The following is a 22,485-nucleotide window of genomic DNA, read 5'->3' as shown; positions in this document are numbered from 1 at the left end:
GGAATCCGGCAACAACGCTTCACACTTCTTGGCTCAGCTGCTGCGGGTCAGCGCTCCAGCTCGCCGCGGATGAAGGCCTCGACCTTGGCGCGGCCCTCGGTGTCCTCGGTCTGCACCGGCGGGGACTTCATGAAGTACGTCGACGCCGACAGCAGAGGGCCGCCGATGCCGCGGTCCTTGGCGATCTTCGCGGCGCGCAGGGCGTCGATGATGATGCCGGCCGAGTTCGGGGAGTCCCAGACCTCGAGCTTGTACTCCAGGCTCAGGGGCACCTCGCCGAACGCGCGACCCTCGAGGCGCACGTACGCCCACTTGCGGTCGTCGAGCCACGCGACGTAGTCCGACGGGCCGATGTGGACGTTGCGGTCGTCCTTCTTGCCGGCCAGCGGGCCGTCGGTGAGGTTCGACGTGACGGCCTGCGTCTTCGAGACCTTCTTGGACTCCAGGCGCTCGCGCTCGAGCATGTTCTTGAAGTCCATGTTGCCGCCGACGTTCAGCTGGTACGTGCGGTCCAGGATGACGCCGCGGTCCTCGAACAGACGCGCGAGCACGCGGTGCGTGATGGTCGCGCCGACCTGCGACTTGATGTCGTCGCCGACGATCGGCACACCGGCGGCCTCGAACTTCGCGGCCCACACCGGGTCCGACGCGATGAAGACGGGCAGGGCGTTGACGAACGCGACCTTCGCGTCGATCGCGCACTGGGCGTAGAACTTCGCAGCGGCCTCGGAGCCGACGGGCAGGTAGCAGATCAGGACGTCGACCTGCTGGTCCTTGAGCGTCTGGACGATGTCGACGGGCTCGGCGTCGGACTCCTCGATCGTCTCGGCGTAGTACTTGCCGATGCCGTCGAGCGTGTGACCGCGCTGCACCGTGACACCCAGCGGCGGCACGTCGGCGATCTTGATGGTGTTGTTCTCCGAGTTGAAGATCGCCTCGGAGAGGTCGAAGCCGACCTTCTTGGCGTCCACGTCGAACGCGGCCACGAACTCGATGTCGCGCACGTGGTAGTCACCGAACTGCACGTGCATCAGGCCCGGGACCTTGCCCGCGGGGTCGGCGTCCCGGTAGTACTGCACGCCCTGGACAAGCGACGCGGCGCAGTTGCCGACGCCGACGATGGCGACGCGGATGGAGGTCATCCTCGCTCCTTCTCGTTTCGCGCCTCGGATGTTCCCTCGGCGTCGTCTGCGGCGGCGGCCGGTCGGCCACCACCCTCGGGGCGCACACGACGCACGCCCCGCTCGTTGTCGATGAGGTCGTCCAGCCAACGGACCTCGCGCTCGACCTGCTCGAGCCCGTGACGCTGCAGCTCGAGCGTGTACTCGTCCATGCGCTCGCGGGTCCGGGCCACCGACTGCCGGAAGGTCTCCAGCCGTTCGGTCAGCCTGATGCGGCGCCCCTCGAGGATCCGCATCCGGGTCTCGGCGTCCGTCTGCGCGAAGAACGCGAAGCGGACGTCGAAGTTCTCGTCCTCCCAGGCCGCCGGACCCGAGGTGGAGAGCACCTGCTGCAGGTGCTCCTTGCCCTCGGCGGTGAGCTGGTAGACGATGCGGGCGCGCTTGCTGGCGACAGTGCGGTCGTCCGGCGCCTCGACACCGACGATCCACCTGCGGTCCGCGAGCCCCTTGAGGCACGGGTACAGCGATCCGTAGGACAGTGCGCGGAACGAGCCGAGCACGAGGTTGAGGCGCTTGCGCAGCTCGTACCCGTGCATGGGTGACTCGGCGAGCAGGCCGAGGATCGCCGGCTCGAGCACGTCGTTACGCCCGCGCATCTGGCCCTCCCGTCGTCACCGCTCGTCCCGCGGATCCGACGGTTGCCGTCTCCGGATGTATCGACTCGATACATCCGGAGAGTATGTCGTGTCGACGGTCCGGCACAACATGCCCGGTGGGGAGGCCCCCTGTGGCGCGCCTCACAGCTGGTGCGCAACGGTCGTCGTCCTGTCATCGTGCCGTGCCGATCGTGTGAACGCTCGGGCCGATCCGGACAAGTCGCGCCCTACCCCTGCTGTCGGTCCCAGGCAGTTCCTCCATACTGAGCCCGGCAGCGTCCGCCCGGCGTGCTCGCCAGACGGGTCGCCGGGGGGTGCCGCAGCATCGTCGTCGCAGGAGAGGTCCCCCCTTTGGCAGCCAGCAACCGTCGCGCAGCGCCCTCCCGGGCCCGGCGCGCGACGCGTCGACCCGCCGCCTCCGAGCGCCGCGGGTTCTGGAACTACCCCCGCCGCGAGTACACCGGTCTGCACCGGTGGCTGCCGTCGTGGCGCGTGGTGCTCGGTGCGTTCATCAGCGGGATCTTCCTCGCGCTGGGCGCCGGCGCGGCCGCGTTCGCGTTCATCCAGCCGCCCGACCCGCTGGCCGAGGTGGAGTACCAGACGACCACGGTGTACTACGCCGGTGAGCAGCCCGGCACGCCGGGCGAGGTGATGGGGAGGTTCGCGGACCAGCGGCGTGAGCTCGTCGACTACGAGTCCCTGCCTCCGCACATCGGCCACGCGGTCGCGGCCGGCGAGGACAAGACCTTCTTCACCAACCGCGGGATCTCGCTGCGGGCGATCGGACGCGCGTTCCTCAACAACGTCCAGGGCAAGCCGACGCAGGGTGCGTCGACGCTGACCCAGCAGTACGTCGAGCGGTACTACCAGGACACGACGACCGACTACTGGGGCAAGGCGAAGGAAGCGATCCTCGCGATCAAGATCTCTCAGAACGAGTCCAAAGAGATGATCATGGGGCGCTACCTCAACACCATCTACTTCGGTCGTGACTCGTACGGGATCCAGGCGGCGGCGCAGTCCTACTTCGGGGTGAACGCCGCGGACCTGACCGTCGCGCAGTCCGCCGTCCTCGCCGCCGTCATCCCGTCCCCCAACAACTGGGACCCGGCGAACAACCGCGCCAAGGCGGAGCAGCGTTGGGGGATCATCCTCGACAACATGGTCGAGATGGGCTGGCTGACGAGCGAGGAACGTGCGGCGCAGGTCTTCCCGATGCCTGTGGAGTACCTGGAGTCGGAGACCTACCGCGGCCCCAACGGCCACCTCCTGAAGATGGTCGAGAAGGAGCTGCTCGCCACCAAGCTCTGGACCGAGGGTGAGCTGCGCACCAAGGGGCTGTCGATCATCACGACCATCGACAAGAACATCCAGACGCTCGCCGTCGAGTCGGCGGGAGCCCTGACCTCCGGGCAGCTGACGGACGGCGCGACCCCGAACCCGCTGCTGCGCGTGTCGATCGTGACGATCGACCCGGCGACGGGCGGCATCGTCGCTCTCTACGGTGGGCCGGACTACCTCGTCGACAGCCGGAACACGTCCACCTACCAGCCCATCCAGGCGGGGTCGACGTACAAGCCGTTCACCCTCGTCGCGGCGCTCGAGAAGGGCATCGGCCTCGGGACGACGTACGACGCGTCGTCGCCGCAGGAGTTCGACATCGGCGAGGCCAAGCCGTGGCGCGTCCAGAACTTCGCCAACTCGAGCAGGTACGGGACCATCGACCTCGTCGCCGCGACGGCGGACTCCGTCAACACGGTCTACGCGCAGCTCAACCTCGAGGTCGGTGCGGAGGAGACGGCCCGGGTCGCGGCAGCAGCCGGGGCGACGACCGAGCCGACGGTGGTCAAGTCGAACGTGCTCGGCGCCGACACGGTCCAGCCGGCCGACATGGCGAACGCCTACGCGACGTTCGCCGCCCAGGGTGTGCACCACGACCGGCACATCGTGCAGGCCGTGATGGACGCGGACGGCGCGGTGAGCTGGAGCCCCGACACGAGCGGTGAGCAGGTCTTCGCCGCCGACGTGATGGCCGACACGACGTACGCCCTCACGCAGGTCGTCGAGCGCGGCTCCGGCCGTCAGCACGTCAAGCCCTTGGGGCGGCCGATCGCCGGGAAGACCGGGACCTCGACGGACAACAAGTCGGCGTGGTTCATCGGCTACGTCCCGCAGCTCGCCACGTCCGTGGCGCTCTACGAGAACGGCGAGAACAACAAGGACCTGAACTCGATCAGCGCCTGGGGTGGCCCGGACCAGATCACCGGTGGTTCTCACCCCGCGAAGCTGTGGGCCCACTACATGAAGCAGGTTCTCGCGCAGCCGAAGTACGCCCAGGAGATGGACTTCCCGCCGCGCGCGAACGTCGGGCGCACCCCGGCGCCGACGGCGAGCGCGGAGCCGACGCCGGAGGCGACGCCCGAGGAGACCCAGCCGCCCGCCGAGGTGCAGGTGCCCGAGGGGCTGGTCGCGCGCACCGAGGCGGACGCCGTCGGGGCGCTGCAGGCGGCCGGTCTGACGCCGCGGGTCGTGAGCGAGCGGTCGGCGACGGTTCCGGCCGGGCGCGTGATCCGCGTCGAACCGGGGGAGGGCTCCACCGTCGCGTCGGGAGCGACCGTCACGCTCGTCGTCTCCAGCGGTGCGCCGCAACCCAGCCCGACGCCTCCGCCTCCGCCGCCGACCGCCGAGCCGACCCCCGCACCGACCGCGCCGCCCGAGGGCGGCGACGCCGCAGCGCCGCAGCCGCCGGGGCAGGGACAGGGGCAGGGCGGCTAGCGGGGATTCGGCCGACCGGCTGCGAGCCGGTAGGCTGGGCCACCGCCGTCCCTCACGGGACGGTTCGTCGTGCCCGCCCACCCCGACACTCGTCGGGAACGGGCGCGTCGAGACGCTTGAGACCCTCCTGTCACGGACCGACCGTGACCGCGAAGACCAGAGGAGGTGGGTATGAGCCTGCGTCAGTACGAGATCATGATCATCCTCGACCCCGAGATCGAGGAGCGCACCGTCGCCCCGTCGCTCGACAAGTACCTGACGGTCGTCAAGACCGACGGTGGCACTGTCGACAAGGTGGACGTGTGGGGCCGTCGTCGCCTCGCGTACGACATCCAGAAGAAGAGCGAGGGCATCTACGCCGTCGTCGACTTCACCGCGTCGCCCGCCACGGCCAAGGAGCTGGACCGTCAGCTCGGCCTCAACGAGGTCGTCCTGCGCACGAAGGTCATGCGCCGCGAGGCCTGACCTTCTGTGTGTCGGTGCCCGCCGCTAGCGTCGGGCCCCAGCATCCGCGGCACCACGCCGCAGCCGAACCGTACGAACGAGCGAGGAGGCCGTCATGGCCGGCGAGACCACCATCACGGTGATCGGGAACCTGACCGGGGACCCGGAGCTGCGCTTCACCCCGTCCGGTGCCGCGGTCGCGAACTTCACCGTCGCGTCCACGCCCCGCACGTTCGACCGCCAGTCCAACGAGTGGAAGGACGGCGAGACGCTGTTCCTCCGGTGCTCGATCTGGCGGGAGGCGGCCGAGTCCGTCGCCGAGTCCCTCACCAAGGGCACCCGCGTCATCGTCCAGGGCCGGCTCTCGCAGCGGTCCTACGAGACCCGCGAGGGCGAGAAGCGCACCGTGTACGAGCTGCAGGTCGACGAGGTCGGCCCGTCGCTGCGGTACGCGACCGCCAAGGTCACCCGGACCCAGCGCTCCGGCGGTGGCAACTTCGGTGGCGGCGGCGGCGGTGGTGGCGGCGGCAACTTCGGCGGTGGCGGCTTCAGCGGCGGCGGTTCGTCGTCCGGTGGCGGCGGCCAGACCGACGACCCGTGGGCGACGCCCGCGGGTGGTGGGTCCGGCGGCGGCTACTCCGACGAGCCCCCGTTCTGATCGGCGCCTCGCACACCTGAACACTCCATCCCCGAGCACGGCAACGCTCGGGGCTCCACAGACAAAGGAGCACCGCGATGGCCAAGCCCGTCGTCCGCAAGCCCAAGAAGAAGCAGAACCCCCTCAAGGCCGCCAAGATCGACACGGTGGACTACAAGGACACGGCTCTGCTCCGCAAGTTCATCTCCGACCGCGGGAAGATCCGTGCGCGTCGCGTGACCGGCGTCTCCGTGCAGGAGCAGCGCCAGATCGCCCGCGCCGTCAAGAACGCGCGCGAGATGGCCCTCCTGGCGTACTCGTCGTCGGCTCGCTGAGAAAGGACTGACCGATGGCGAAGATCATCCTGACCCACGAGGTCACCGGTCTCGGTGCACCTGGCGACATCGTCGAGGTGAAGGACGGGTACGCCCGTAACTACCTCATCCCGCGCAGCCTGGCCACGCCGTGGACCAAGGGTGCCGAGAAGAACGTCTCCGCGATCCGTCGTGCCCGCAAGGCCCGCGAGATCGCCACGCTCGACGAGGCCAAGGCCATCCGCGACTCGCTGCAGGCCAACCCGGTGACGGTGTCGGCCAAGTCCGGTGAGTCCGGCCGCCTGTTCGGTGCCGTCACGACGTCCGAGATCGCCGCGGCGATCACGGCCGCCGGCGCCCCGGCCGTCGACAAGCGCAAGATCGAGGTCGCCCAGGCGATCAAGTCGACCGGCGAGTACACGGTGCAGGTCCGCCTGCACCCCGAGGTCTCGGCCACGGTGACCGTCAAGGTCGTCTCCGCCTGACCCCACTCGCCTGCGCGAGCTCACGAGGCCCCGTACCGCTCCGGCGGTGCGGGGCCTCGTCGTCTCCACCCACCGCAGGGCCGCCGGCCTCCGTCTGCGGGCTGACCGCACATCGTTCCCAGGACGGTGGGTCACGCCCGCCCGCGTCGCTACCGTCATCGCCATGACGACGCCGGGAATGACCAGATGAGTACGGATCGTGACGCGCGCACGCCGGCGGGCCCGCGACCTCCCGACCGTGACGCCGAGGTGTTCCTGTTCCTCCTGGTCGCCGTCGGAGCGCTCGTCACGGGCTTCGTGGGCCTCGCTTCCGGGAGGCAGGTGCTGGGCATCTTCCTCGGGGTGGGCATGGTGTTCCTCGTCCTCGCGGTGCAGCGTGCCCGCAGTGGTGCCGACGCCACGCGCCGCGGTGGCGGTGACGACGGGGCGGTGGTGGCCGCGGACGACGGGCACGACAGCGGCGGGGACACCGCCGGCGGGGCCGGTGACGGTGGGGGCGGTGGCGGTGACGGTGGGGGTGGCGGCGGTGGCGACTGAGGTCCCGGTCCACGACGTCACGCCGGACGATGAGGCCGACCCGCGGGCCGAGCTGCGGAATGCGATGTGGTCGTTCCTCGGGGTTCTGGTCTTCGTCGCGCTGGGCTGCGTGCAGCGGTTCTGGTGGGAGACGGCGAGCGGTGGGGTACCCGCGTTCGCGGCAGGGCTCGCGTGGCTCGTCGTCGCGGGGTGGCGCCTGGTCAGCTGGCGGCGGCTGCGACGGGGGCGCGGTCGCTGACGTGAGTGCACCCGCCTCCGGCACGTCGGGGGAGGGCGGGCCGCCCGTCGCCCCCTACCGTCTGCGGTGACGACGGAGCGCACCACCCGGGCGTGCTCGATGACCGGAGGTCGGCATGAGTGACGAGCAGGTGGACCCGGTGCGGCCGGCGGCCGACGGCCGGCAGGTGGAGAGCCGGTGGTACCTGGTCACGGGCGGCGTGCTCGTCGTCGTGGGCGTCCTGCAGGTGGCCGACGGTCGGCTCGGCGGCTACCTGGCCGTCGCGGGCGGGACGGTGCTGCTCGTCCTCGCGGGCTGGCGGGCACGGGGCCGGCGCCGGGCGGGCGACAGCTCCCGCGGGCACGCGGACCCGGGCGCTGGCGGGGACTGACCGACGGGTTCGCGGCTGGAGGCACGCCGAGTGGGGTGCTCTTCACTGCCGTTGGTCCGAATTCTGACGAGGAGGCCTCGATGAGTGAGCAACCGCACGACAGCCAGGACGCGTCCGACGCGGCGGCGAAGAAGCAGAAGTCCGAGGGCGGGGCGTACCTGGCCATCGGGCTGGCCTTCATCGTCCTGGGGACCACACAGCTCGGTGGGGACGGTGCCGCCTGGGGCATCTCCTACCTCGGGGTCGGCGTCGTGTTCATGACCCTGTCCGGCAGGAAGGTCGCGTCGCCGTCGTCGCGCCCGGGCCAGGGCGACGGGCCGGGCACGGGGTCGTCGGACCGGCCCGACGCGCAGGGCGACGACGACGCCCGCTGACGGCCCGGGCGGTCCGGCGAGTCCGAGCGCGCCTGTCCTCCGCCAGACGGACAGGGGGTCCTCCTTGAGGGGGTCGGCAGGACGGCGGCCGCTGCGTAGCGTCGGTGGCATGGCGCGGGAGATGCCGCGGCGGTACCAGGAGGTCGGCGTGATCAGGGCGAACGGTTGGACGCGGGGCGGGCCGTTGCCCCTGGCCGTGCAGGTGGCGGCGAGCGTCGCGCTGGGTGTCGTGCTCCTGGCGAGCGGTGCGGTGCGTGCCGCGCACGACGTCCCGATGGCCATCGCACTGGCGACCATGGGCGTCGCGCTCCTGGCGCACGCGCTCACGCAGCCCCGCAGCCGTGCCGCGCGGGTCACGGACGACGGGTCGCCCGGGCGTCTCGTCGGTCTGCGGACGGAGTGACGGATCGTCCTCGCGACGGTGGAGGGCGTCGGCACCCACCCCTAGGGTGGCGCGCATGACGACATACGGGACATCGAGGTGACCGGCCAGCAGCCCGACCCCGGCGCCGGACCCGACGCGAAGCCGCCGGTGGACGGGACGAACAACGCGTTCCTCGTCCTGGGCCTGGTGTTCTTCGTCCTCGGCCTCAGCGGGATCGCGAGCGGCGAGACGTCGCGGATCGTCTTCCTCCCGGTCGGGATCGTGTTCTTCGCGGTGTCCGTGGCACGGTCCAGGGAGGCGCGCCAGGACCGCGAGGCCGGGAGCGGGTCCGACGGGGGACCGGCAGCAGCCCATGGCGACGACGCTCACGGCGCCTCGTCCGGCGGTGACGCAGGCGGTGGCGGCGAATGATCGACGCCCGGGTCGTGCTCGCCGACCGGAGGGCCGCATGAGCGACGACCAGGCGGCCGACGGCACGCAGCGGGAGCCCACGAAGTCGCCGGCGTTCAACGGTGCGTTCCTCGGGATCGGCTTCGTGTTCCTGATCCTGGGGATCACGCAGATGTCAGACGACGACGGGGGCGGGGTGGCCTTCCTGGGGGTCGGTCTGACGTTCATCGCGCTCGCGGGCGCGTCCGGGGTGGCATCCGGCAAGAGGCCCGGGCCCGGGGGGCCGGCCGGTCCTGACACGTCGTCCGACGGCACCGGCACCGACGGGCCGACCGACCGCGGCTGAGGGGACTCCCACGTGCGGGCGCTACGTGCGCACGTCCCCGACGACCATCCACGCCGTACTGCGGGCACGGAGCCCCGTCGTCAGGGCACGGGCGGCCATGAACACCACGGCGAACGCGACCCACAGCCAGGCCAGCCCGGCCGCGCCGGGTGGTGCCCAGGCATGCACGGCGAGGGCGGCAGGGACGTAGGCGACGAGCGTCGCGACGCCCGCCCACGCGAGGAACGGGCCGTCGCCGGCGCCGATGAGCACGCCGTCGAGGACGAACACCCAGCCGGCCATCGGCAGCGCGACGGCCGCGACGACGAGGCCCAGGACGGCCGCGTGCTGCACGTCGGCGTCGGGGGAGAACACCTGCACGTACAGCGGGGCGAGCGCCCCGACGAGGACACCCAGGACCACGCCCGCCCCGAGGCCCCACTGCAGCGTGCGGTGCAGCACGGCCCGCGTGCGGGCGAGGTCGCGAGCGCCGAGCGCCTGACCGACGAGCGCCTGCGCGGCGATGGCGAGGGCGTCCAGCGCGAAGGCTGTCAGGCCCCAGACCGCGTTGACGACCTGGTGCCCGGCCAGCGCCGTGGGACCGAGCCCGGTCGCCGTCCACACCGTCAGGAGGATCGCGAGCCGCAGCGTCGCGGTGCGGACCAGCAGCGGGAGCCCGGCGCGCGCGTTGGCCCAGATCCCGCCGGCGGCCGGGGTGAGGCGCGCGCCGGCCGTCCGGGCGCCGCGCACGACCACGACCACGAGCCACGCGGCCATGCCGAGCTGCGCGAGCGCGGTCCCGAGCCCGGAGCCGGCGATGCCGAGCCCGGCGCCGTAGACGAGGACGGCGTTGAGGGCGGCGTTCGCGACGGCGCCCGACGCGGCCACCACCAGGGGAGTGCGGGTGTCCTGCAGGCCGCGCAGCGCACCCGTCGCTGCCAGGACGAGGAGCATGCCGGGCAGCCCGGGCACGGACCAGCGCAGGTAGGCGACGGCCTGCGTCGCGACGGCGCCGTCGGCGCCGAGCACGGCGACGAGCCAGGGGGCGGCCGCCCACGTGCCCGCCGCGAGCACGATCCCGAGTCCCAGCCCGAGCCACATGCCGTCGACGCCGGTCTGCAGCGCGCCACGCAGGTCGCCGGCGCCGACGCGGCGTGCGACGGCGGCGGTCGTGGCGTACGCGAGGAAGACGCACAGGCCGACGACGGTGACGAGGACCGTGGACGCGAGGGCGAGCCCGGCGAGGGAGTCGGTGCCGAGGTGGCCGACCATGGCGGAGTCGACCAGGACGAACAGCGGCTCGGCGACGAGGGCGCCGAGGGCGGGGACGGCGAGGGCGAGGATCTGACGGTCAACGCCGGAGGGGTCGCGCCGACGTCCCCCGGGTGGCTCAGCGGGGGTCACAGAGCCGGACGACTCCGGTTCGCGGGCGTCCGAGGGGCGGTTCAGAAGTCCACCAGGTGAACGCCACGCGAATCTTCTTCGCTCCACAGCACGTGCACAGCGTATGCGCCGATGGGACGCCTGCGCGGGGCTCCTCACCCGCTCTGTCCACAGGCTCGTCCCCAACCTGTGCACACAGGCGTGAACGGGTTGTCCACACGTCGTCCACCGGCCTGTGCACACACCCGTTTGGGTCCCGGCCTACCCGGGCCTAGCCTCGCGAAGGCAGGTCCCGGTGGGAGTCGTCGTCCCGCAGCGGACGCGCTCGAGGGTGGCTGTCAGAGGGACCCGGTAGAACACGTGTTCTACAGGTGTGAACGAGCAGGAGTAGGTGACAGGTGACCATCGAGGACCTCGAGTACGGGGCGCCGCCGGACAGCGGGCGCAGCAGCGGCGGCGGCGGTTTCGACCGGACCCCCCCGCAGGACCTCGAGGCCGAGCGGTCCGTGCTCGGCGGCATGATGATCAGCAAGGACGCCATCGCGGACGTCATCGAGCAGATCAAGGGCACCGACTTCTACCGCCCCGCGCACGAGGCGATCTACGACTCGATCCTCGACCTGTACGGCCGCGGCGAGCCCGCCGACGCCATCACCGTCGCGGACGAGCTGACCAAGCGCGGTGAGATGGGCCGCATCGGCGGCGCCGCCTACCTGCACACCCTCATCGCGGGCGTCCCGACCGCCGCCAACGCCGGCTTCTACGCGCGGATCGTGCGCGAGCGGGCCATCCTGCGCAAGCTCGTCGAGGCGGGCACGCGCATCGTGCAGCTCGGCTACGCCACCGACGGCGGCGACGTCGACGAGCTCGTCAACAACGCGCAGGCCGAGGTCTACGCCGTCACCGAGCGCCGCGCGTCCGAGGACTACCTGCCGCTGTCCGAGGTCATCGGCGGGACGGTGGACGAGATCGAGGCGGCCGGCCACCGCGGCGAGGGCATGGTCGGCGTGCCCACGGGGTTCTCCGACCTCGACCGGCTGACGAACGGGCTGCACCCGGGGCAGATGATCGTGCTGGCAGCGCGTCCGGCAATTGGCAAAAGTACCCTGGGAATTGACATTGTTCGTTCCTCGGCGATCAAGCACAACATGGCTGCCGTCGTCTTCTCGCTCGAGATGAGCCGCAACGAGATCACGATGCGTCTGCTGGCCGCAGAGGCGCGCGTGCACCTGCAGAAGCTGCGCACCGGTGCGATGGGCGAGGACGACTGGGCGAAGATCGCCGCGACCATGGGCCGCATCAGCGAGGCCCCGCTGTTCATCGACGACTCCCCGAACATGTCGCTCATGGAGATCCGCGCCAAGTGCCGGCGCCTCAAGCAGCGCCACGACCTCAAGCTGGTCGTCATCGACTACCTGCAGCTCATGACGTCCGGCAAGCGCGTCGAGTCCCGCCAGCAGGAGGTCTCCGAGTTCTCCCGTGCCCTCAAGCTGCTCGCCAAGGAGATCGAGGTCCCCGTGATCGCGATCTCGCAGCTGAACCGTGGTCCTGAGCAGCGCACGGACAAGAAGCCGCAGATGAGCGACCTTCGCGAGTCGGGCTCGATCGAGCAGGATGCGGACATGGTCATTCTGCTGCACCGCGAGGATGCCTACGAGAAGGAGTCTCCCCGGGCAGGCGAGGCGGATCTGATCGTGGCAAAGCACCGTAATGGCCCGACGGATACGATCACCGTCGCGTTCCAGGGGCACTACTCGCGGTTCGTGGACATGCAGATGTAGGTTCCGTGTCGACGTGCAGCCTAGTTTTCGCGATCGTGCAGATACGTTTCGTAGGTTGCCGAGTATCGAGGCTCGCACTCCGTTCGAGTTCTCGCCCTTCGGGGAGGCTGCCTGCCAATCGGCCCACGACTGGCCCGCGTGTGGGTGGGCAACAGTGCACACCGACGAGGCAAATGCGCTGCCCACGTGCAGGCTCGGGTCGCGGAACTGGGCGTGGTCGCGCTGGATGGGACCAGTACGGCGAGGCGTCGGTGTGCCAGAGGTCGTAGTACTCCGTGCCGGTGCGACCACGGCCGTACCAGCACCGGCCCGGTACGTGGACCGTGGTGTTTGAGGAGAACGCGCCCCCTCCGGCCGTCGCACCTCCGGTGTTCGCGTCCCCTGCCGTACCCGGGCGGTGCCGGTGAACTTCGACGCGTGGTGCGGGACTCTCGGGCGACGCCGGTACGGCGGGTTGCAACGGGTCGCTGTCGACGAGGAGCAGGTAGAGGCGCTCGAACTGCTCCTCGCGCCCGGTGAGATCGGGGCGCCGAGTGAACAGGCGCAGGCGAGGGAGGCGTTCTCGAAGGTGCTCCCGCGCCGGGCGGGGTGATCGTCAGCTGCGCAGTGGTCGAGGAGAAAGAACCATGCGAGCACGGCGTAGTGGAAGGGCCGATGGAGAGTTACGCAGCTCTGCGGTGTCAGGTAGGTACACAGCAGCCAGAGTCACGCGAACATCCTGCCGTACGCTCTGTCACGCGCGGGAGCCTCGCCGGGGTCTGGGACCTCGCATGCCAGCTGGCAGCAGCACTCAGGTGTCAGAGGCGGCGCTGATTTCGATGTAGAAGGTTGCGAGAGACACCGCGGACGAGATCACGAGCCGCGCGGTCGCGACGTCGAGTTCCGGTCGCTGAACTCCGCCATGCCCAGTGCCAAACCCGAGATTGCGGAGCTCGGCCGTGGCGACGACGATGCCGCTCAGTGCACCAAACAGTCGTCGGCGCTGCTCTGCGCCCGCGTCCTTGCCCTTCTCACCAGCGGCGTCCAGTCCGAGTTCGACGTTGACCCTCTTGATCAGTTGAGGAAGGTCCACATTGGTCTCAGGTCCGTTCCCGTGCAGTCCCAAGATCGCCTTGAGCACTGTCTCAAGGAGTTCCTTGGAGGACCCGATCGCGGCCGCGGGATCAGAGTGCAGGTCCCGCCGGATGCGTACGGCGTACACAGTGACGTCGTCGAGCCCGAGCGCCCGAGCCGCGGCATCGAGTTCGTCGACGGCCGTCACGTCCTCGCCGCCGTATAGCGCGGCGTACAGCGCCGGGTCCTCACGTCGCAGGAACTCCGGCAGGTTGAGGTACTTCTCGACCTCCTCGAGGTTGGCGAACTTCGAGGCGCCAGACAGTCGAGAGCGCTTGGGTCCGAGAAGCTTCGGGACGGCGTCGATGACGTGGCCCAGGTAGTCATCGTCGTTCCAGTCCAGGCTCCGCAGGAGACGAGGGTGGCCCTTGACGTAATCGAGCGTGTCGGTCAGGAGCCCCAGCTCGATCCAATCGCTTTGACCGAACCGGGCCACGATCGCCTTGGTCACGGCGCGGATGATCTCGGTGTCAGTGGCCTCGGGGCGCATGATCTCAGTCTGCCCGAGCGGGATGCACCGCTCATCGTTGGGGGCAGCCGCCACGGCCGGTCGTGCTGTTCACAGCTGCGCGTAGCGGTGTCCGCTCCCTACGCCGGGTGCAGTTCGCGATGGGCATGGAGAGGAACGGGCGCCGGACCACGGGCTCCCGGCTCTCGCAGTGGCTGCGGGCGTCGATCCCCCCGCCGTGCGCCTCGTGCTTGGGCCCGAGGTCTGATCAGTCAGCTCAGCGTCGTATCGATCACTGGATGTCGCATCAGGTGGAACCGGAGCGCCTTGCGGCGACGGCGGAGCTCTGGTCGGTCCTTCTTGGGTGCAGCGCCGATCGCCACCTCGAGGTCGCGGAGGTCGCGGGCGAGCTCGGCACGGCGTCGGCTGTAGCGGCTCTTGCAGACGGCGCTGCAGAAAGCGCCAGGGCGGCCGTCGAGCGGCAGTTCGCAGAGGGTCGGGCAGTACGGGTTCATGCATCGGAGGGGGCCGTAGAGGTCCTCGGGCATCGTTCCTCCTGAGTTGGCGGGCCTCACCTGCAGCAACGCGAATCCGGGCGATCCCTGCGTGCGATTCCTTCCCAATCTACCCTGGGCTGCGTTGGTCACCAGCGGCGACAGTTGACGGTTCCCAGCAAGCACTGTGGACCTCCGTGCGGAACATGCCTGGTCCACGGGTCCTGCGCGCGGTACAGTCGGATGACCGCCGACGTTGGCGGTGGAGCCTGCGTGAGAACGCAAGTGGGGTGCCGCTGCGGGAACAGCGACACCCCGTGACGGCTCTGATGTGTCCGTGGAAGACGAAGGGCCGTCGATGGCCAGTCTAGGGCGTGCTCCCAGGCACACACGAGGTGTGTGCCTGTTGTCGCGCTGCCTGTCGACGCGTGCTGTGCGGCCCGTGGGGAGGTGCCGCACGTGGCGGCAACGTGGAGGTTTCGCCAGAACCGTGGCGGCTACGGCCTGTGGGACTGGGGGCTCGGCACACCGCCGATTCGTGACCTGATCTCAGTACGGCGACCGGCTGCAGACGCGATGTCTCGACATGCGCCCGTCCGGATGTGGAGTGCGACGACAGGCGACTACATCGTCCTGGAGTCAGGTCTTGAGTACGAACTGGCGCGGTCACTCGATCGCGACCCATCCGTGGCCTGGCTCGTCGCGCAACCGGTGGCGTTCACCTTCGACGACAGCGCGGTGCACGTCCCCGACCTCTTGGTCGAGCACTGGGACGGCCGCGTCGTGGTCTGGGATGTTCGTCCGCAAGAGCGGCAGGACGAACGCTTCCATCGCATGGTCGAGCTGACCGCGCAGGCCTGCCGAGAAGTCGGCTGGGGCTCCGAGGTCCACACCGGGTTCGCTCCGGCACGGCGTCTGAACCTGCTGTGGCTCGGAGTGTTCAGGGCACCTCCGAACTGGCCACACGCGGAGAACAGACGCCAGCTGCTCGCACTTGCTGGTGGCGGGACGACCGTTGCGGACGTGCTTGCCCATGACGCCGGTGACGGCCATCTCACAGCGCTCGTGTGGCACCTGATCTGGACTGGTGAGCTCGTCGTCGACCTCGACCACGCGATCAGTGCCGTTACCGTTCTGACGCTCGCGAAGGCCGAGACCGATGTCTGAGAACCGGATCGAGATCTCCGTCGGAGACATGGTCTTGACCGACGACGGCACCGCCGTCGTCCTCCACCTGGACCGCACCGGCGTGCAGTTGCGGGACGTCCGGGGCAGCGTCCACGACGTCTCCTGGCTAGACCTGACCAACATCGACCCCGTCGCGCCAAGTCCTGGGACGAAGGATCCGGCGGCTCTCCGCAGTTTCGCAGAGGCGTGGGGGCGCCTCAGCACCGAGGCTCGCGACGAGGCGATGTTCCGACTCGGTGTGGTTCTCGAGGTTGTCACCGGGTTCCGGCACGGGCACCCGCAGCTCGCACTCCCCGGGGAGCCGTCGACGGCGTTCGATCCTGCGTCGGGCCTGAGCGTCACCGCGCGGTGTGAGCGGATGGCAGCGCTGCTGCGCCACGAGTCCTCGACGAGCCGCATCGGCGACCGCGACTTCTCGAAGACCTCAGGACGGCTTCTCCTGTTGTGGGTCAACGCCTGGAGCAGGGACGGACTGATCGGCCTGGTGGACGGCCGACGGGCCAAGACCGTCGAGGTCTTCTCGACGATCCCGCTCGCTTGGCGACAGGCAGCGCACGAGGTCGTCTCCCAGTTCGACGGCGACGTCTCGACCGTCAGTTTCCGCGAGGTCCGCCGGCGGATCCATGCGCGGCTGCGCGAACTGGGTCACGAGGTGGAGGCACCGCAGCGGGCGTCCGGCCGCTACGTCTCCCACCTGATGTCCAGACGCGGAGCGACCACCCGCGCGCAGCGCTCGAACAAGCTTCGCGGCGTAGCAGGATCGCAGTCGTATCCAGCCATGATTCCGGGCCAGGTCGTGGCGATCGACGTCACGCGGGCGGACGTCATGGTCTGGTGCCCGGACCGCAACGGTGCCTGCAGTGTCGAGATCATCACAGCGATCTGCCTCGCGACTCGAGCGATATTGGCGCTGCGCGTCGTGCCGATGTCAGCTGACGCCCACGACGCCGCGATGCTGATGTACGACGTGATGCGCCCGTTCTCGATGCTCGTCGACGGCACGACGGTTACGGACTGGGCATGGGCTGGTGTGCCCCAGCAGATCGAGTTCTACGCCGATGCACCTGACGCTCACCCGAGCTGCTCCGGTGTCGAGGTCACATGCCCTCGAACCTGCCGCAGCGCCCGCGTCGCCCCGGGCCTGCAGGGCGAGCACATGGTGCCCGGTGTCAGGCCCGCAGCAGTGCGCGCCGATCACGGCTCCATCTTCGTCTCGCAGGTGTTCCGCGACCTGCTGGGACGCTTCGGCGTGGACGCCGCGTACTCCCGGACGAGGCGCCCGATCGACAACGGGATCCTGGAGCGCTGGCACGAGACCGTTCAGAGAGGGCTCCAGCAGCTCCCGGGCTACAAGGGTCGCAACCCCTCGCAGCGCGGCCGCACGGTTGGACTCCCCGGCTCCCACCGCGATGAGCCCTTGCTGACAGCCCACGAGCTGGAGCGCTTCCTGCGGCGGTGGGTGGCACTCGACTATCACCGCACCCCGCACTCTGGGCTGCACCGGCCAGGCGCAGAACGGGTCGATCTCACGCCGATCGAGCTGTTCGACGCCCTGCTGAAGCTCTCCGGCCGGCTTCATGTCCCGCAGCGGCCCGATCTGATCTACGACTTCCTGCCACAGCGCTGGGGAACCGTCGGTCCCGCCGGCGTCGAGTTCGCTGACCTCGTCTACGACAGCCAGCACCTCAACGGGCTCCGCGCCGTGCCAGTCGGCACCTTTCGGCCGGAGGACCGTGCGATGCCGTTCGTGTACGACCCGCACGACGTCACCCGAGTGTGGTTCCGACACCCCGAGACCAGGCGCATCGTCGAGGTGCCTTGGCGAAAGGCGCACCTCACGCAGGCACCGCTGACCGAGGTGCTCGCTCAGCACGTCCGATCGGAGGTCCGCCGCAGACCTGGGGGAACGTTCCTCTCGGCCACAGCCATCGAGGACGAGATCGTCAAGGAACTCGGCAGCCTCGTCGACGGCGTGGTGCCGAAGGACTGGAAGAAGCGGGTCTCTGCGGCTCGGTTGAGGTTCGAGTCATCCCGACGTGACCACACCGAAGCCGATGTCGCGATGACCGTCGCGGAGGTCGTGGCGGCCGCTCCGGCCCCGGTGCCTGAACCGTCGACAGGCGACGACGACCTCGGGATCTGGGCTGACTCCTGGCCGTTCAGGCCGCCTGAGCCAAGCGATCCGGATTCCTGGTGAAGGCCGGCGACTGGCACCAGTTCGCTAGGCACACGGGTCCCGAGCCGCCCGCGGTCTACACCGTCAGCGAGTTGAGGGCGATGCCTACTCGACGACTGGAGGCGTACATCGAGGAGCGCAACGCCTGGCTCCAGTACGTCCAACTCCCATGGGCGGCAGGTCTGCGAGCCCAGAAGCGGATCGACCGGATCATCAAGGACAACGCGCTGCGTGCACCGGGCGCCAAGAACGTCGTCGCGGTCACCGCGAAGCACACCGCGGGCAAGTCGACGCAGGTGCGCGCCTGGGCCAACCGGTTCTACCGGGAGACGCTCGGACCGGCGTTCGACGATCCGACGCCGCCGACCTGGCGGCCGCGACCCGGGGTCCACGCGCAGGACGTTCCCGTGTGCTGGATCGATCTGGGATCCGGCAAGATTCGCCTGTTCACCACGCAGGTCCTCAGCTTCTTCGGATACCCCACGAACGGACTCATTCCCGATCTGGTCGCGCGCTTCTCCGACGTCGTCGAGAATCACAGGCTGAAGTTGCTGGTCGTCGATGACATCAACATGCTTCAGCTCGGTAACCGAGACGCGCGGCAGGTCCTCGACCACCTCAAGCACATCAACACCGTCTTGGGGCAGCACGGCGGGTCCCTCGTCCTCGTGGGGCGACGCGAGGCGAACAGTCTGGTGTACACAGATCCACAGCTCGCAGGCCGACTCCACGTGATCCAGCTGGAGACCTTCCGCAGCGAGCCAGAGCACCGAGCGGAGTGGCAGGAGTTCCTGCACGGTGCGGAGCAAGTTCTGCTGCCCTACCTGCCTGCGGCCGAACCAGGGCTCTTGCCGAGATCACTCGCGCCAGACATCTGGCGGCGCACGCAGGGCTTCATGGGGGACACCGTCGACCTTCTCCGCCAAGTGATGCACATGGCAGCCGAGGACGGCTCCTGGACGATCAGAAAGTCCCATGTCGCCGCCGCGTTCCTCTCGGAGAGGGCGAAGACGGAGGAGTCGATGCTCCCCGTACTGGTGCGGGCGAAGCGGGCAGAGGCGCAGCGACAGGTCGGAGCTGCACGATGACGGAACTGCTACCCATCCGACCGGACCCGGCGCCCGGGGAGGATTTGTACTCGCTGGCCGAGCGGACCGCCGTCTTGAACGGGGTGCGGCCAGCCGCACTCGGCCTCACCCCTGGGACGCTCGCTCGTCGCTCCGCCAACCCGGCGGTGGTCAAGAGCTTGGGCGCCGCGCTCGGCCTCAGTCCGAGCGTCGTGAGGGCCATGACGGTCGACGTCTATCCGCGCGCCGTCACCGGGCGGCCGGGGAAGAGCCAGGCACGGAGCTGGCGACTGCCGGGCGTGCGGTGGACGTGCCCACGGTGCACCTCGACGACGGGCATCTACCTGCGGGACTGGCAGCTTGCGTTGCACCCTCTGTGCGTCGCGTGCCCCTCGTTGCTCGAACGGACCGATGACGCGCGGCTCGACGCTCTCCCCCCCGACCGTCGGGCCGTGGCAACCCAGCGCCGCATCGCCGACACCCTGGCGAAGGCGCGCATCCACCGACGGTACGCGCTGGAGCTGCGACGCCTGTACGCACTCATCACGTTGGTCGCCCTCACGGCCGATGACGAGTGGCCCTTGCTGCTCGGGTGGGAAGCCGAGATTCGCGAGGCGCTCACCGACCGGCACAGCGTCTGGACCAAGGTGCCCGCAGGTCGGCCAGCTCATGCCGTCGTGCTCGTCATGGAGTGCTCTCGCGCGCTGGAGAACCGTCAAACGCGGCGTCGGCTGGTGCAGGAGGGCTGGGAGCGACTGAGTGACGACCCGGCGCTGGCCAAGTACGCGGAGCGACTCGACTGGAACGGTCTGCTGCCGGACATCAACGCTGATGGCCCCAGTAGCGGAATCCCCGTCTGGGACGTCGACGCCTGGCGCCGGTACAGGGCTCTGGCTCAGGAGATCGCGGACCTGCAGGAACGGACGGGACTACGCGGAGATCACATCCCGGTCTGGGACCGGCGGCAGGGGGAAGTGTTCGCCCCGCCCGATGACTGCCGAGCGCAACGAGTCGAGCTTGCGGTCGTGACACACATGCTCGTCTCTGGCGCGGTGCACAACAGGGACACCGAGCGCCGATCCCGCGTCGCTCTCGGAGTCACGGGGTCGGGCTGGACGACACGCCGCCTGGCGCACGGCCGCGGCATCGCCACCAGGGCGGCCCACGACATCCGGCGGTTCGTCTACGCGCTCGTCGAGGACGGCCTGGTCGACTACGCCGAGAGGCGTCAACACCTCGCTGAGGCGCCGGGCCTGGCCCGCCACCTGCATCGCCTCTTCCAGTTGTGGAACGCGGACGACCCTGTGCCGCTGGAAGCCGTCGAGACCTGGATCTGGGTCGCGATTACGTGCAGCCCACCCGTGGAGGACTTCCTCCTCGATCCGGCCCTCGAACTCGATCGACGGCTCGATCCTGAACAGAGGCTGCTTCTTCATCAGACGGTGGAGGAGTACCTGACGGACACCACCCGGCCTGCTCTGCTCGTCGCCGAGCGCGGCGATGTCGTCGCCGACAGGGGGGAAGCCGGCGCATGAGTCCGCTCCCTGTCCGGTCCCAGCCGGCCGCAGACCAGTGCATCACCGACTGGCTCGAGCACGTGGCTGAGGACAACGGCCTGCTGACCACTCAGCTCGCGTCCGCACTTCGGTGGGGTGGTGGCACGACGCGATTCCTCGCCGTTAAGCCTGACCAACGAACCCTCATGTCGATCACCGAGCTCACCGGCGCTCCGCATCACAGGGTCGTCGCCGCGACGCTCTCGCGCTTCGACGGGACCGCCCTCGACCTGGCCGGCCTGAATCCCCAGCGCTGGTCGTCCTGGCGGACCGTCGCAGGCCGCGGCTGGTTTCGGCTTCAGGGCACGGGAGCGTGCCCGGCTTGCCTCGCGAGGGACGGGTGCTGGCGGACGGCCTGGCGGCTGCCCACTGTCACGATCTGCACCGAGCACTCCTGCTACCTGATCGAGCGCTGCCCTGGCTGCGGGCGACGATTTGCCGACCACCCGCACGAACCGCTCCGACACGGAGCCGGGACCTGCTGCTTCAACCCCACCGGCGAACGCACCGTGTGTGACATCGACGTCTCAGGGCTCACCACGGCGAAGGCAGCCGGCGACGAGCTCGCACGGCAGGACCGGCACGACGTCGCGTGCACTGGGTCGGCGGTCCCCATGCTGGGCGCGGTAGCGACAGCCCAGGAGTACCTCGCCGCCGGGCGGCATCTCGCGGTGCTGCTCCTGCACCTTGCGAGCCACGCCGATGCCAGCAGCCTCGCTCCCTGGATGGACCAGGTCCGAAGGGAGGCGCGAGACACCCGGCGGGTGCGCTGGCATCTGTCGCCGCCGATCGACCCACTGGTCAGGTCCGCCGTGCTGACCACCGCGGACCAGATCCTCACCGCTCCCGGCGTGAGCGCGGCAGCGGACCTGCTGGCCCCGTGGTTCGACATCCTCCCCACCAGCACTGAGTCCCGGCTGGCCTGGCTCGCCGACCACACCACGATGACACCGGCCCTGACCCGCTTGACGATGGCAGCGCTCGCCCCGCACCAGCGCATCAGCACCCACCTCCGTAGGACGGGCACCTTGGTCGATCCGGAACGGATCCCCCAAGTCGTCCCGGAACCGCTCTTCCGCCGCCAGGCCGCTCACCTGTTCACCACGGACAAGGCCGAAACGAACCGTCTCTTCCTATCGCTCTGCATGGCCCGAAGGGGCGGCGCCACCACGTGGGCGGACGCCGCCGAAATGCTCGGGCTCGACGGCGATCTCGGCACCCGAACGGCGCGTAGCGTCAGCGCCCGAAGCCGCCCCGACCCCCGACGCCTGACCGACGCACTCGACGCCATCGGCGCCGAGATGACGGGCAACTACCGGGACCGCGAACAGCAGGTTCGCGCGTTAGCGACGAGCGACGCCTGGTTCGAGCAGTGGGTTGGGGAGCACCGTCCCGGGACACGGGCGAGGTCGTTCCCGTACGCGGTCACCTACTTGTGGTGCGTGCACGCTGGCGGACTGCTGAGCACAAGCCCGGCATGGACGATTCCTCCAGCCCGACGCAGCAGGGTCGCCTACCGTCAGTTCGCGGCTTCCCTGCGTCCACTGGCGATTGCCGCGCTCACCCAAGCGGCCCGGACCCAGCACGCGACCGGTGCCGTGTGAACGCGTCAGGTCGGACAACGGCACGGGGTGGCTCCCGCTACCGCGACCCATCCGATGTGCGAGCGCACGCCGACCAACTGTTCGGCGCCCGGTGCGCGCCGCGCCCGGACTGGGAGGACGACGCCGCGTGCGTCGGCGACGAACACTTCTACGAGCGCGACACGGTGACGGACGCCGTGATCGCGCACCAACGACGCGTCTGCGGTACGTGCACGGTCGCGGCCGACTGCTTGCTCGACGCACTGGCACACGAACGTGTCCAGGCCGGCTGGCAGGTCAGCGCCCGCGGCGGCCTCCTTGCTCAAGAGCGCCGATACCTCACGAAGGATGCGCGGTGAGTGGGTGCAACCCTCTTTCGTGTGCCGCCCCACGACGTGCCGGCCACACGCCACCGCTACCGTCAGGGGGCATGAGCACCTACGCAACTGCATGGGACTCTCTGGCGCGCACCATCGGCGCGGCCAAGGGCAAGAGCTCCGGTTCGATTGATGACCTCGAGCACCTCACTATCGACCATCAACTCAAGTCGCCGAAGTAGCGGCCCTGCTGTCGATCGCTCAAGAGTTGTCTGGCATTCGTCATGGAGGCGTGAGCCCCACGTATCTGGCAGACGACGACTAAGGG

26 protein-coding genes are annotated in these 22,485 nt (G+C 69.7%); 21 read left to right on the top strand and 5 right to left on the bottom strand.

Features of this window, described 5'->3' with window-relative positions; translation table 11 throughout:
- Positions 1-47: 47 nt before the first annotated feature.
- A complete protein-coding gene (locus NP048_RS19155; RefSeq protein WP_227576911.1) occupies positions 48-1,142 on the bottom strand; it encodes an inositol-3-phosphate synthase in 1,095 nt (364 codons plus the stop codon).
- A complete protein-coding gene (locus NP048_RS19150) occupies positions 1,139-1,777 on the bottom strand; it encodes a PadR family transcriptional regulator (RefSeq protein ID WP_227576910.1) in 639 nt (212 codons plus the stop codon). Before NP048_RS19150 ends, NP048_RS19155 begins: the two co-directional genes overlap by 4 nt.
- Before the next feature lie 351 nt (positions 1,778-2,128).
- On the opposite strand from NP048_RS19150, the gene NP048_RS19145 reads away from it, so the two are divergent.
- From NP048_RS19145 to NP048_RS19090, 12 genes are all read left to right on the top strand, one after another.
- Complete coding sequence (locus tag NP048_RS19145) at positions 2,129-4,552, top strand: penicillin-binding protein (protein WP_227576909.1); 2,424 nt, start codon at positions 2,129-2,131, stop codon at positions 4,550-4,552.
- Positions 4,553-4,723: 171 nt separating this feature from the next.
- Positions 4,724-5,017 carry a 30S ribosomal protein S6 gene (rpsF, locus tag NP048_RS19140; protein ID WP_227576908.1) on the top strand — a complete coding sequence of 98 codons (294 nt, stop codon included), beginning with the start codon at positions 4,724-4,726 and terminating at the stop codon, positions 5,015-5,017.
- A gap of 94 nt (positions 5,018-5,111) precedes the next feature.
- Positions 5,112-5,654, top strand: coding sequence for a single-stranded DNA-binding protein (locus NP048_RS19135; protein ID WP_227576907.1), 543 nt, complete (start codon positions 5,112-5,114; stop codon positions 5,652-5,654).
- Positions 5,655-5,731: 77 nt separating this feature from the next.
- Positions 5,732-5,968 carry a 30S ribosomal protein S18 gene (rpsR, locus tag NP048_RS19130; protein ID WP_227576906.1) on the top strand — a complete coding sequence of 79 codons (237 nt, stop codon included), beginning with the start codon at positions 5,732-5,734 and terminating at the stop codon, positions 5,966-5,968.
- Positions 5,969-5,982: 14 nt separating this feature from the next.
- Positions 5,983-6,432 carry a 50S ribosomal protein L9 gene (gene rplI, locus NP048_RS19125; protein ID WP_227576905.1) on the top strand — a complete coding sequence of 150 codons (450 nt, stop codon included), beginning with the start codon at positions 5,983-5,985 and terminating at the stop codon, positions 6,430-6,432.
- Positions 6,433-6,618: 186 nt separating this feature from the next.
- Positions 6,619-6,969: a hypothetical protein gene (locus NP048_RS19120; RefSeq protein WP_227576904.1), complete on the top strand. Its 351-nt coding sequence runs from the start codon at positions 6,619-6,621 to the stop codon at positions 6,967-6,969.
- Positions 6,959-7,207, top strand: a complete 249-nt coding sequence (locus NP048_RS19115) for a hypothetical protein (protein WP_227576903.1) — start codon at positions 6,959-6,961, stop codon at positions 7,205-7,207. Before NP048_RS19120 ends, NP048_RS19115 begins: the two co-directional genes overlap by 11 nt.
- Positions 7,208-7,322: 115 nt before the next feature.
- Positions 7,323-7,577: a hypothetical protein gene (locus tag NP048_RS19110; RefSeq protein WP_227576902.1), complete on the top strand. Its 255-nt coding sequence runs from the start codon at positions 7,323-7,325 to the stop codon at positions 7,575-7,577.
- An 80-nt stretch (positions 7,578-7,657) separates the two neighbouring features.
- Positions 7,658-7,951 (top strand): hypothetical protein, encoded by a 294-nt coding sequence (locus NP048_RS19105; protein WP_227576901.1) that lies wholly within the window; start codon positions 7,658-7,660, stop codon positions 7,949-7,951.
- A gap of 109 nt (positions 7,952-8,060) precedes the next feature.
- Complete coding sequence (locus tag NP048_RS19100; RefSeq protein ID WP_227576900.1) at positions 8,061-8,354, top strand: hypothetical protein; 294 nt, start codon at positions 8,061-8,063, stop codon at positions 8,352-8,354.
- Positions 8,355-8,432: 78 nt separating this feature from the next.
- Positions 8,433-8,747 (top strand): hypothetical protein, encoded by a 315-nt coding sequence (locus NP048_RS19095; protein WP_227576899.1) that lies wholly within the window; start codon positions 8,433-8,435, stop codon positions 8,745-8,747.
- A 37-nt stretch (positions 8,748-8,784) separates the two neighbouring features.
- A complete protein-coding gene (locus tag NP048_RS19090; RefSeq protein ID WP_227576898.1) occupies positions 8,785-9,072 on the top strand; it encodes a hypothetical protein in 288 nt (95 codons plus the stop codon).
- A 21-nt stretch (positions 9,073-9,093) separates the two neighbouring features.
- On the opposite strand, the gene NP048_RS19085 is transcribed toward NP048_RS19090, so the two are convergent.
- Positions 9,094-10,455, bottom strand: a complete 1,362-nt coding sequence (locus NP048_RS19085; protein ID WP_227576897.1) for an MATE family efflux transporter — start codon at positions 10,453-10,455, stop codon at positions 9,094-9,096.
- Between the two features lie 377 nt (positions 10,456-10,832).
- On the opposite strand from NP048_RS19085, the gene dnaB reads away from it, so the two are divergent.
- Positions 10,833-12,215, top strand: a complete 1,383-nt coding sequence (gene dnaB / locus NP048_RS19080) for a replicative DNA helicase (protein WP_227576896.1) — start codon at positions 10,833-10,835, stop codon at positions 12,213-12,215.
- A gap of 403 nt (positions 12,216-12,618) precedes the next feature.
- Complete coding sequence (locus tag NP048_RS19075) at positions 12,619-12,807, top strand: hypothetical protein (RefSeq protein ID WP_227576895.1); 189 nt, start codon at positions 12,619-12,621, stop codon at positions 12,805-12,807.
- Positions 12,808-13,005: 198 nt separating this feature from the next.
- Here the strand turns inward: NP048_RS19075 and NP048_RS19070 are convergent, their stop codons facing one another.
- On the bottom strand, positions 13,006-13,818 hold the full coding sequence (locus tag NP048_RS19070) for an abortive infection family protein (RefSeq protein WP_227576894.1): 813 nt from the start codon (positions 13,816-13,818) through the stop codon (positions 13,006-13,008).
- 230 nt (positions 13,819-14,048) lie between these two features.
- On the bottom strand, positions 14,049-14,324 hold the full coding sequence (locus tag NP048_RS19065; protein WP_227576893.1) for a hypothetical protein: 276 nt from the start codon (positions 14,322-14,324) through the stop codon (positions 14,049-14,051).
- A gap of 405 nt (positions 14,325-14,729) precedes the next feature.
- On the opposite strand from NP048_RS19065, the gene NP048_RS19060 reads away from it, so the two are divergent.
- The 7 genes from NP048_RS19060 to NP048_RS19030 all read left to right on the top strand — a co-directional run bounded on the left by NP048_RS19060 (position 14,730) and on the right by NP048_RS19030 (position 22,399).
- Positions 14,730-15,437, top strand: a complete 708-nt coding sequence (locus NP048_RS19060) for a TnsA-like heteromeric transposase endonuclease subunit (protein ID WP_227576892.1) — start codon at positions 14,730-14,732, stop codon at positions 15,435-15,437.
- The gene (locus NP048_RS19055; protein ID WP_227576891.1) at positions 15,430-17,655 is read left to right on the top strand and encodes a hypothetical protein; all 2,226 of its coding nucleotides are present in this window, start codon (positions 15,430-15,432) and stop codon (positions 17,653-17,655) included. Before NP048_RS19060 ends, NP048_RS19055 begins: the two co-directional genes overlap by 8 nt.
- Positions 17,652-18,722, top strand: a complete 1,071-nt coding sequence (locus NP048_RS19050) for a TniB family NTP-binding protein (RefSeq protein WP_227576890.1) — start codon at positions 17,652-17,654, stop codon at positions 18,720-18,722. The genes NP048_RS19055 and NP048_RS19050 overlap by 4 nt, the downstream gene beginning before the upstream one ends.
- A complete protein-coding gene (locus NP048_RS19045; RefSeq protein ID WP_227576889.1) occupies positions 18,719-20,236 on the top strand; it encodes a TniQ family protein in 1,518 nt (505 codons plus the stop codon). The genes NP048_RS19050 and NP048_RS19045 overlap by 4 nt, the downstream gene beginning before the upstream one ends.
- Positions 20,233-21,861 carry a TniQ family protein gene (locus NP048_RS19040; protein ID WP_227576888.1) on the top strand — a complete coding sequence of 543 codons (1,629 nt, stop codon included), beginning with the start codon at positions 20,233-20,235 and terminating at the stop codon, positions 21,859-21,861. The genes NP048_RS19045 and NP048_RS19040 overlap by 4 nt, the downstream gene beginning before the upstream one ends.
- A gap of 56 nt (positions 21,862-21,917) precedes the next feature.
- Complete coding sequence (locus NP048_RS19035; protein WP_227576887.1) at positions 21,918-22,199, top strand: WhiB family transcriptional regulator; 282 nt, start codon at positions 21,918-21,920, stop codon at positions 22,197-22,199.
- 71 nt (positions 22,200-22,270) lie between these two features.
- Positions 22,271-22,399: a hypothetical protein gene (locus NP048_RS19030; RefSeq protein ID WP_255619902.1), complete on the top strand. Its 129-nt coding sequence runs from the start codon at positions 22,271-22,273 to the stop codon at positions 22,397-22,399.
- Positions 22,400-22,485: the final 86 nt, after the last annotated feature.

It is taken from the genome of Cellulomonas xiejunii, assembly GCF_024508315.1.
GTDB classification, from domain to species: domain Bacteria; phylum Actinomycetota; class Actinomycetes; order Actinomycetales; family Cellulomonadaceae; genus Cellulomonas; species Cellulomonas xiejunii.
This window is presented reverse-complemented; position numbering and strand designations above follow the sequence as displayed.

Coding starts and splice junctions, on each gene's coding strand:
- NP048_RS19155 (WP_227576911.1), bottom strand. CDS start 1,142: ATGACCTCCATCCGCGTCGCCATCGTCGGCGTCGGCAACTGCGCCGCG.
- NP048_RS19150 (WP_227576910.1), bottom strand. CDS start 1,777: ATGCGCGGGCGTAACGACGTGCTCGAGCCGGCGATCCTCGGCCTGCTC.
- rpsF (WP_227576908.1), top strand. CDS start 4,724: ATGAGCCTGCGTCAGTACGAGATCATGATCATCCTCGACCCCGAGATC.
- NP048_RS19135 (WP_227576907.1), top strand. CDS start 5,112: ATGGCCGGCGAGACCACCATCACGGTGATCGGGAACCTGACCGGGGAC.
- rpsR (WP_227576906.1), top strand. CDS start 5,732: ATGGCCAAGCCCGTCGTCCGCAAGCCCAAGAAGAAGCAGAACCCCCTC.
- rplI (WP_227576905.1), top strand. CDS start 5,983: ATGGCGAAGATCATCCTGACCCACGAGGTCACCGGTCTCGGTGCACCT.
- NP048_RS19120 (WP_227576904.1), top strand. CDS start 6,619: ATGAGTACGGATCGTGACGCGCGCACGCCGGCGGGCCCGCGACCTCCC.
- NP048_RS19110 (WP_227576902.1), top strand. CDS start 7,323: ATGAGTGACGAGCAGGTGGACCCGGTGCGGCCGGCGGCCGACGGCCGG.
- NP048_RS19105 (WP_227576901.1), top strand. CDS start 7,658: ATGAGTGAGCAACCGCACGACAGCCAGGACGCGTCCGACGCGGCGGCG.
- NP048_RS19100 (WP_227576900.1), top strand. CDS start 8,061: ATGGCGCGGGAGATGCCGCGGCGGTACCAGGAGGTCGGCGTGATCAGG.
- NP048_RS19090 (WP_227576898.1), top strand. CDS start 8,785: ATGAGCGACGACCAGGCGGCCGACGGCACGCAGCGGGAGCCCACGAAG.
- NP048_RS19070 (WP_227576894.1), bottom strand. CDS start 13,818: ATGCGCCCCGAGGCCACTGACACCGAGATCATCCGCGCCGTGACCAAG.
- NP048_RS19065 (WP_227576893.1), bottom strand. CDS start 14,324: ATGCCCGAGGACCTCTACGGCCCCCTCCGATGCATGAACCCGTACTGC.
- NP048_RS19055 (WP_227576891.1), top strand. CDS start 15,430: ATGTCTGAGAACCGGATCGAGATCTCCGTCGGAGACATGGTCTTGACC.
- NP048_RS19045 (WP_227576889.1), top strand. CDS start 18,719: ATGACGGAACTGCTACCCATCCGACCGGACCCGGCGCCCGGGGAGGAT.
- NP048_RS19040 (WP_227576888.1), top strand. CDS start 20,233: ATGAGTCCGCTCCCTGTCCGGTCCCAGCCGGCCGCAGACCAGTGCATC.
- NP048_RS19030 (WP_255619902.1), top strand. CDS start 22,271: ATGAGCACCTACGCAACTGCATGGGACTCTCTGGCGCGCACCATCGGC.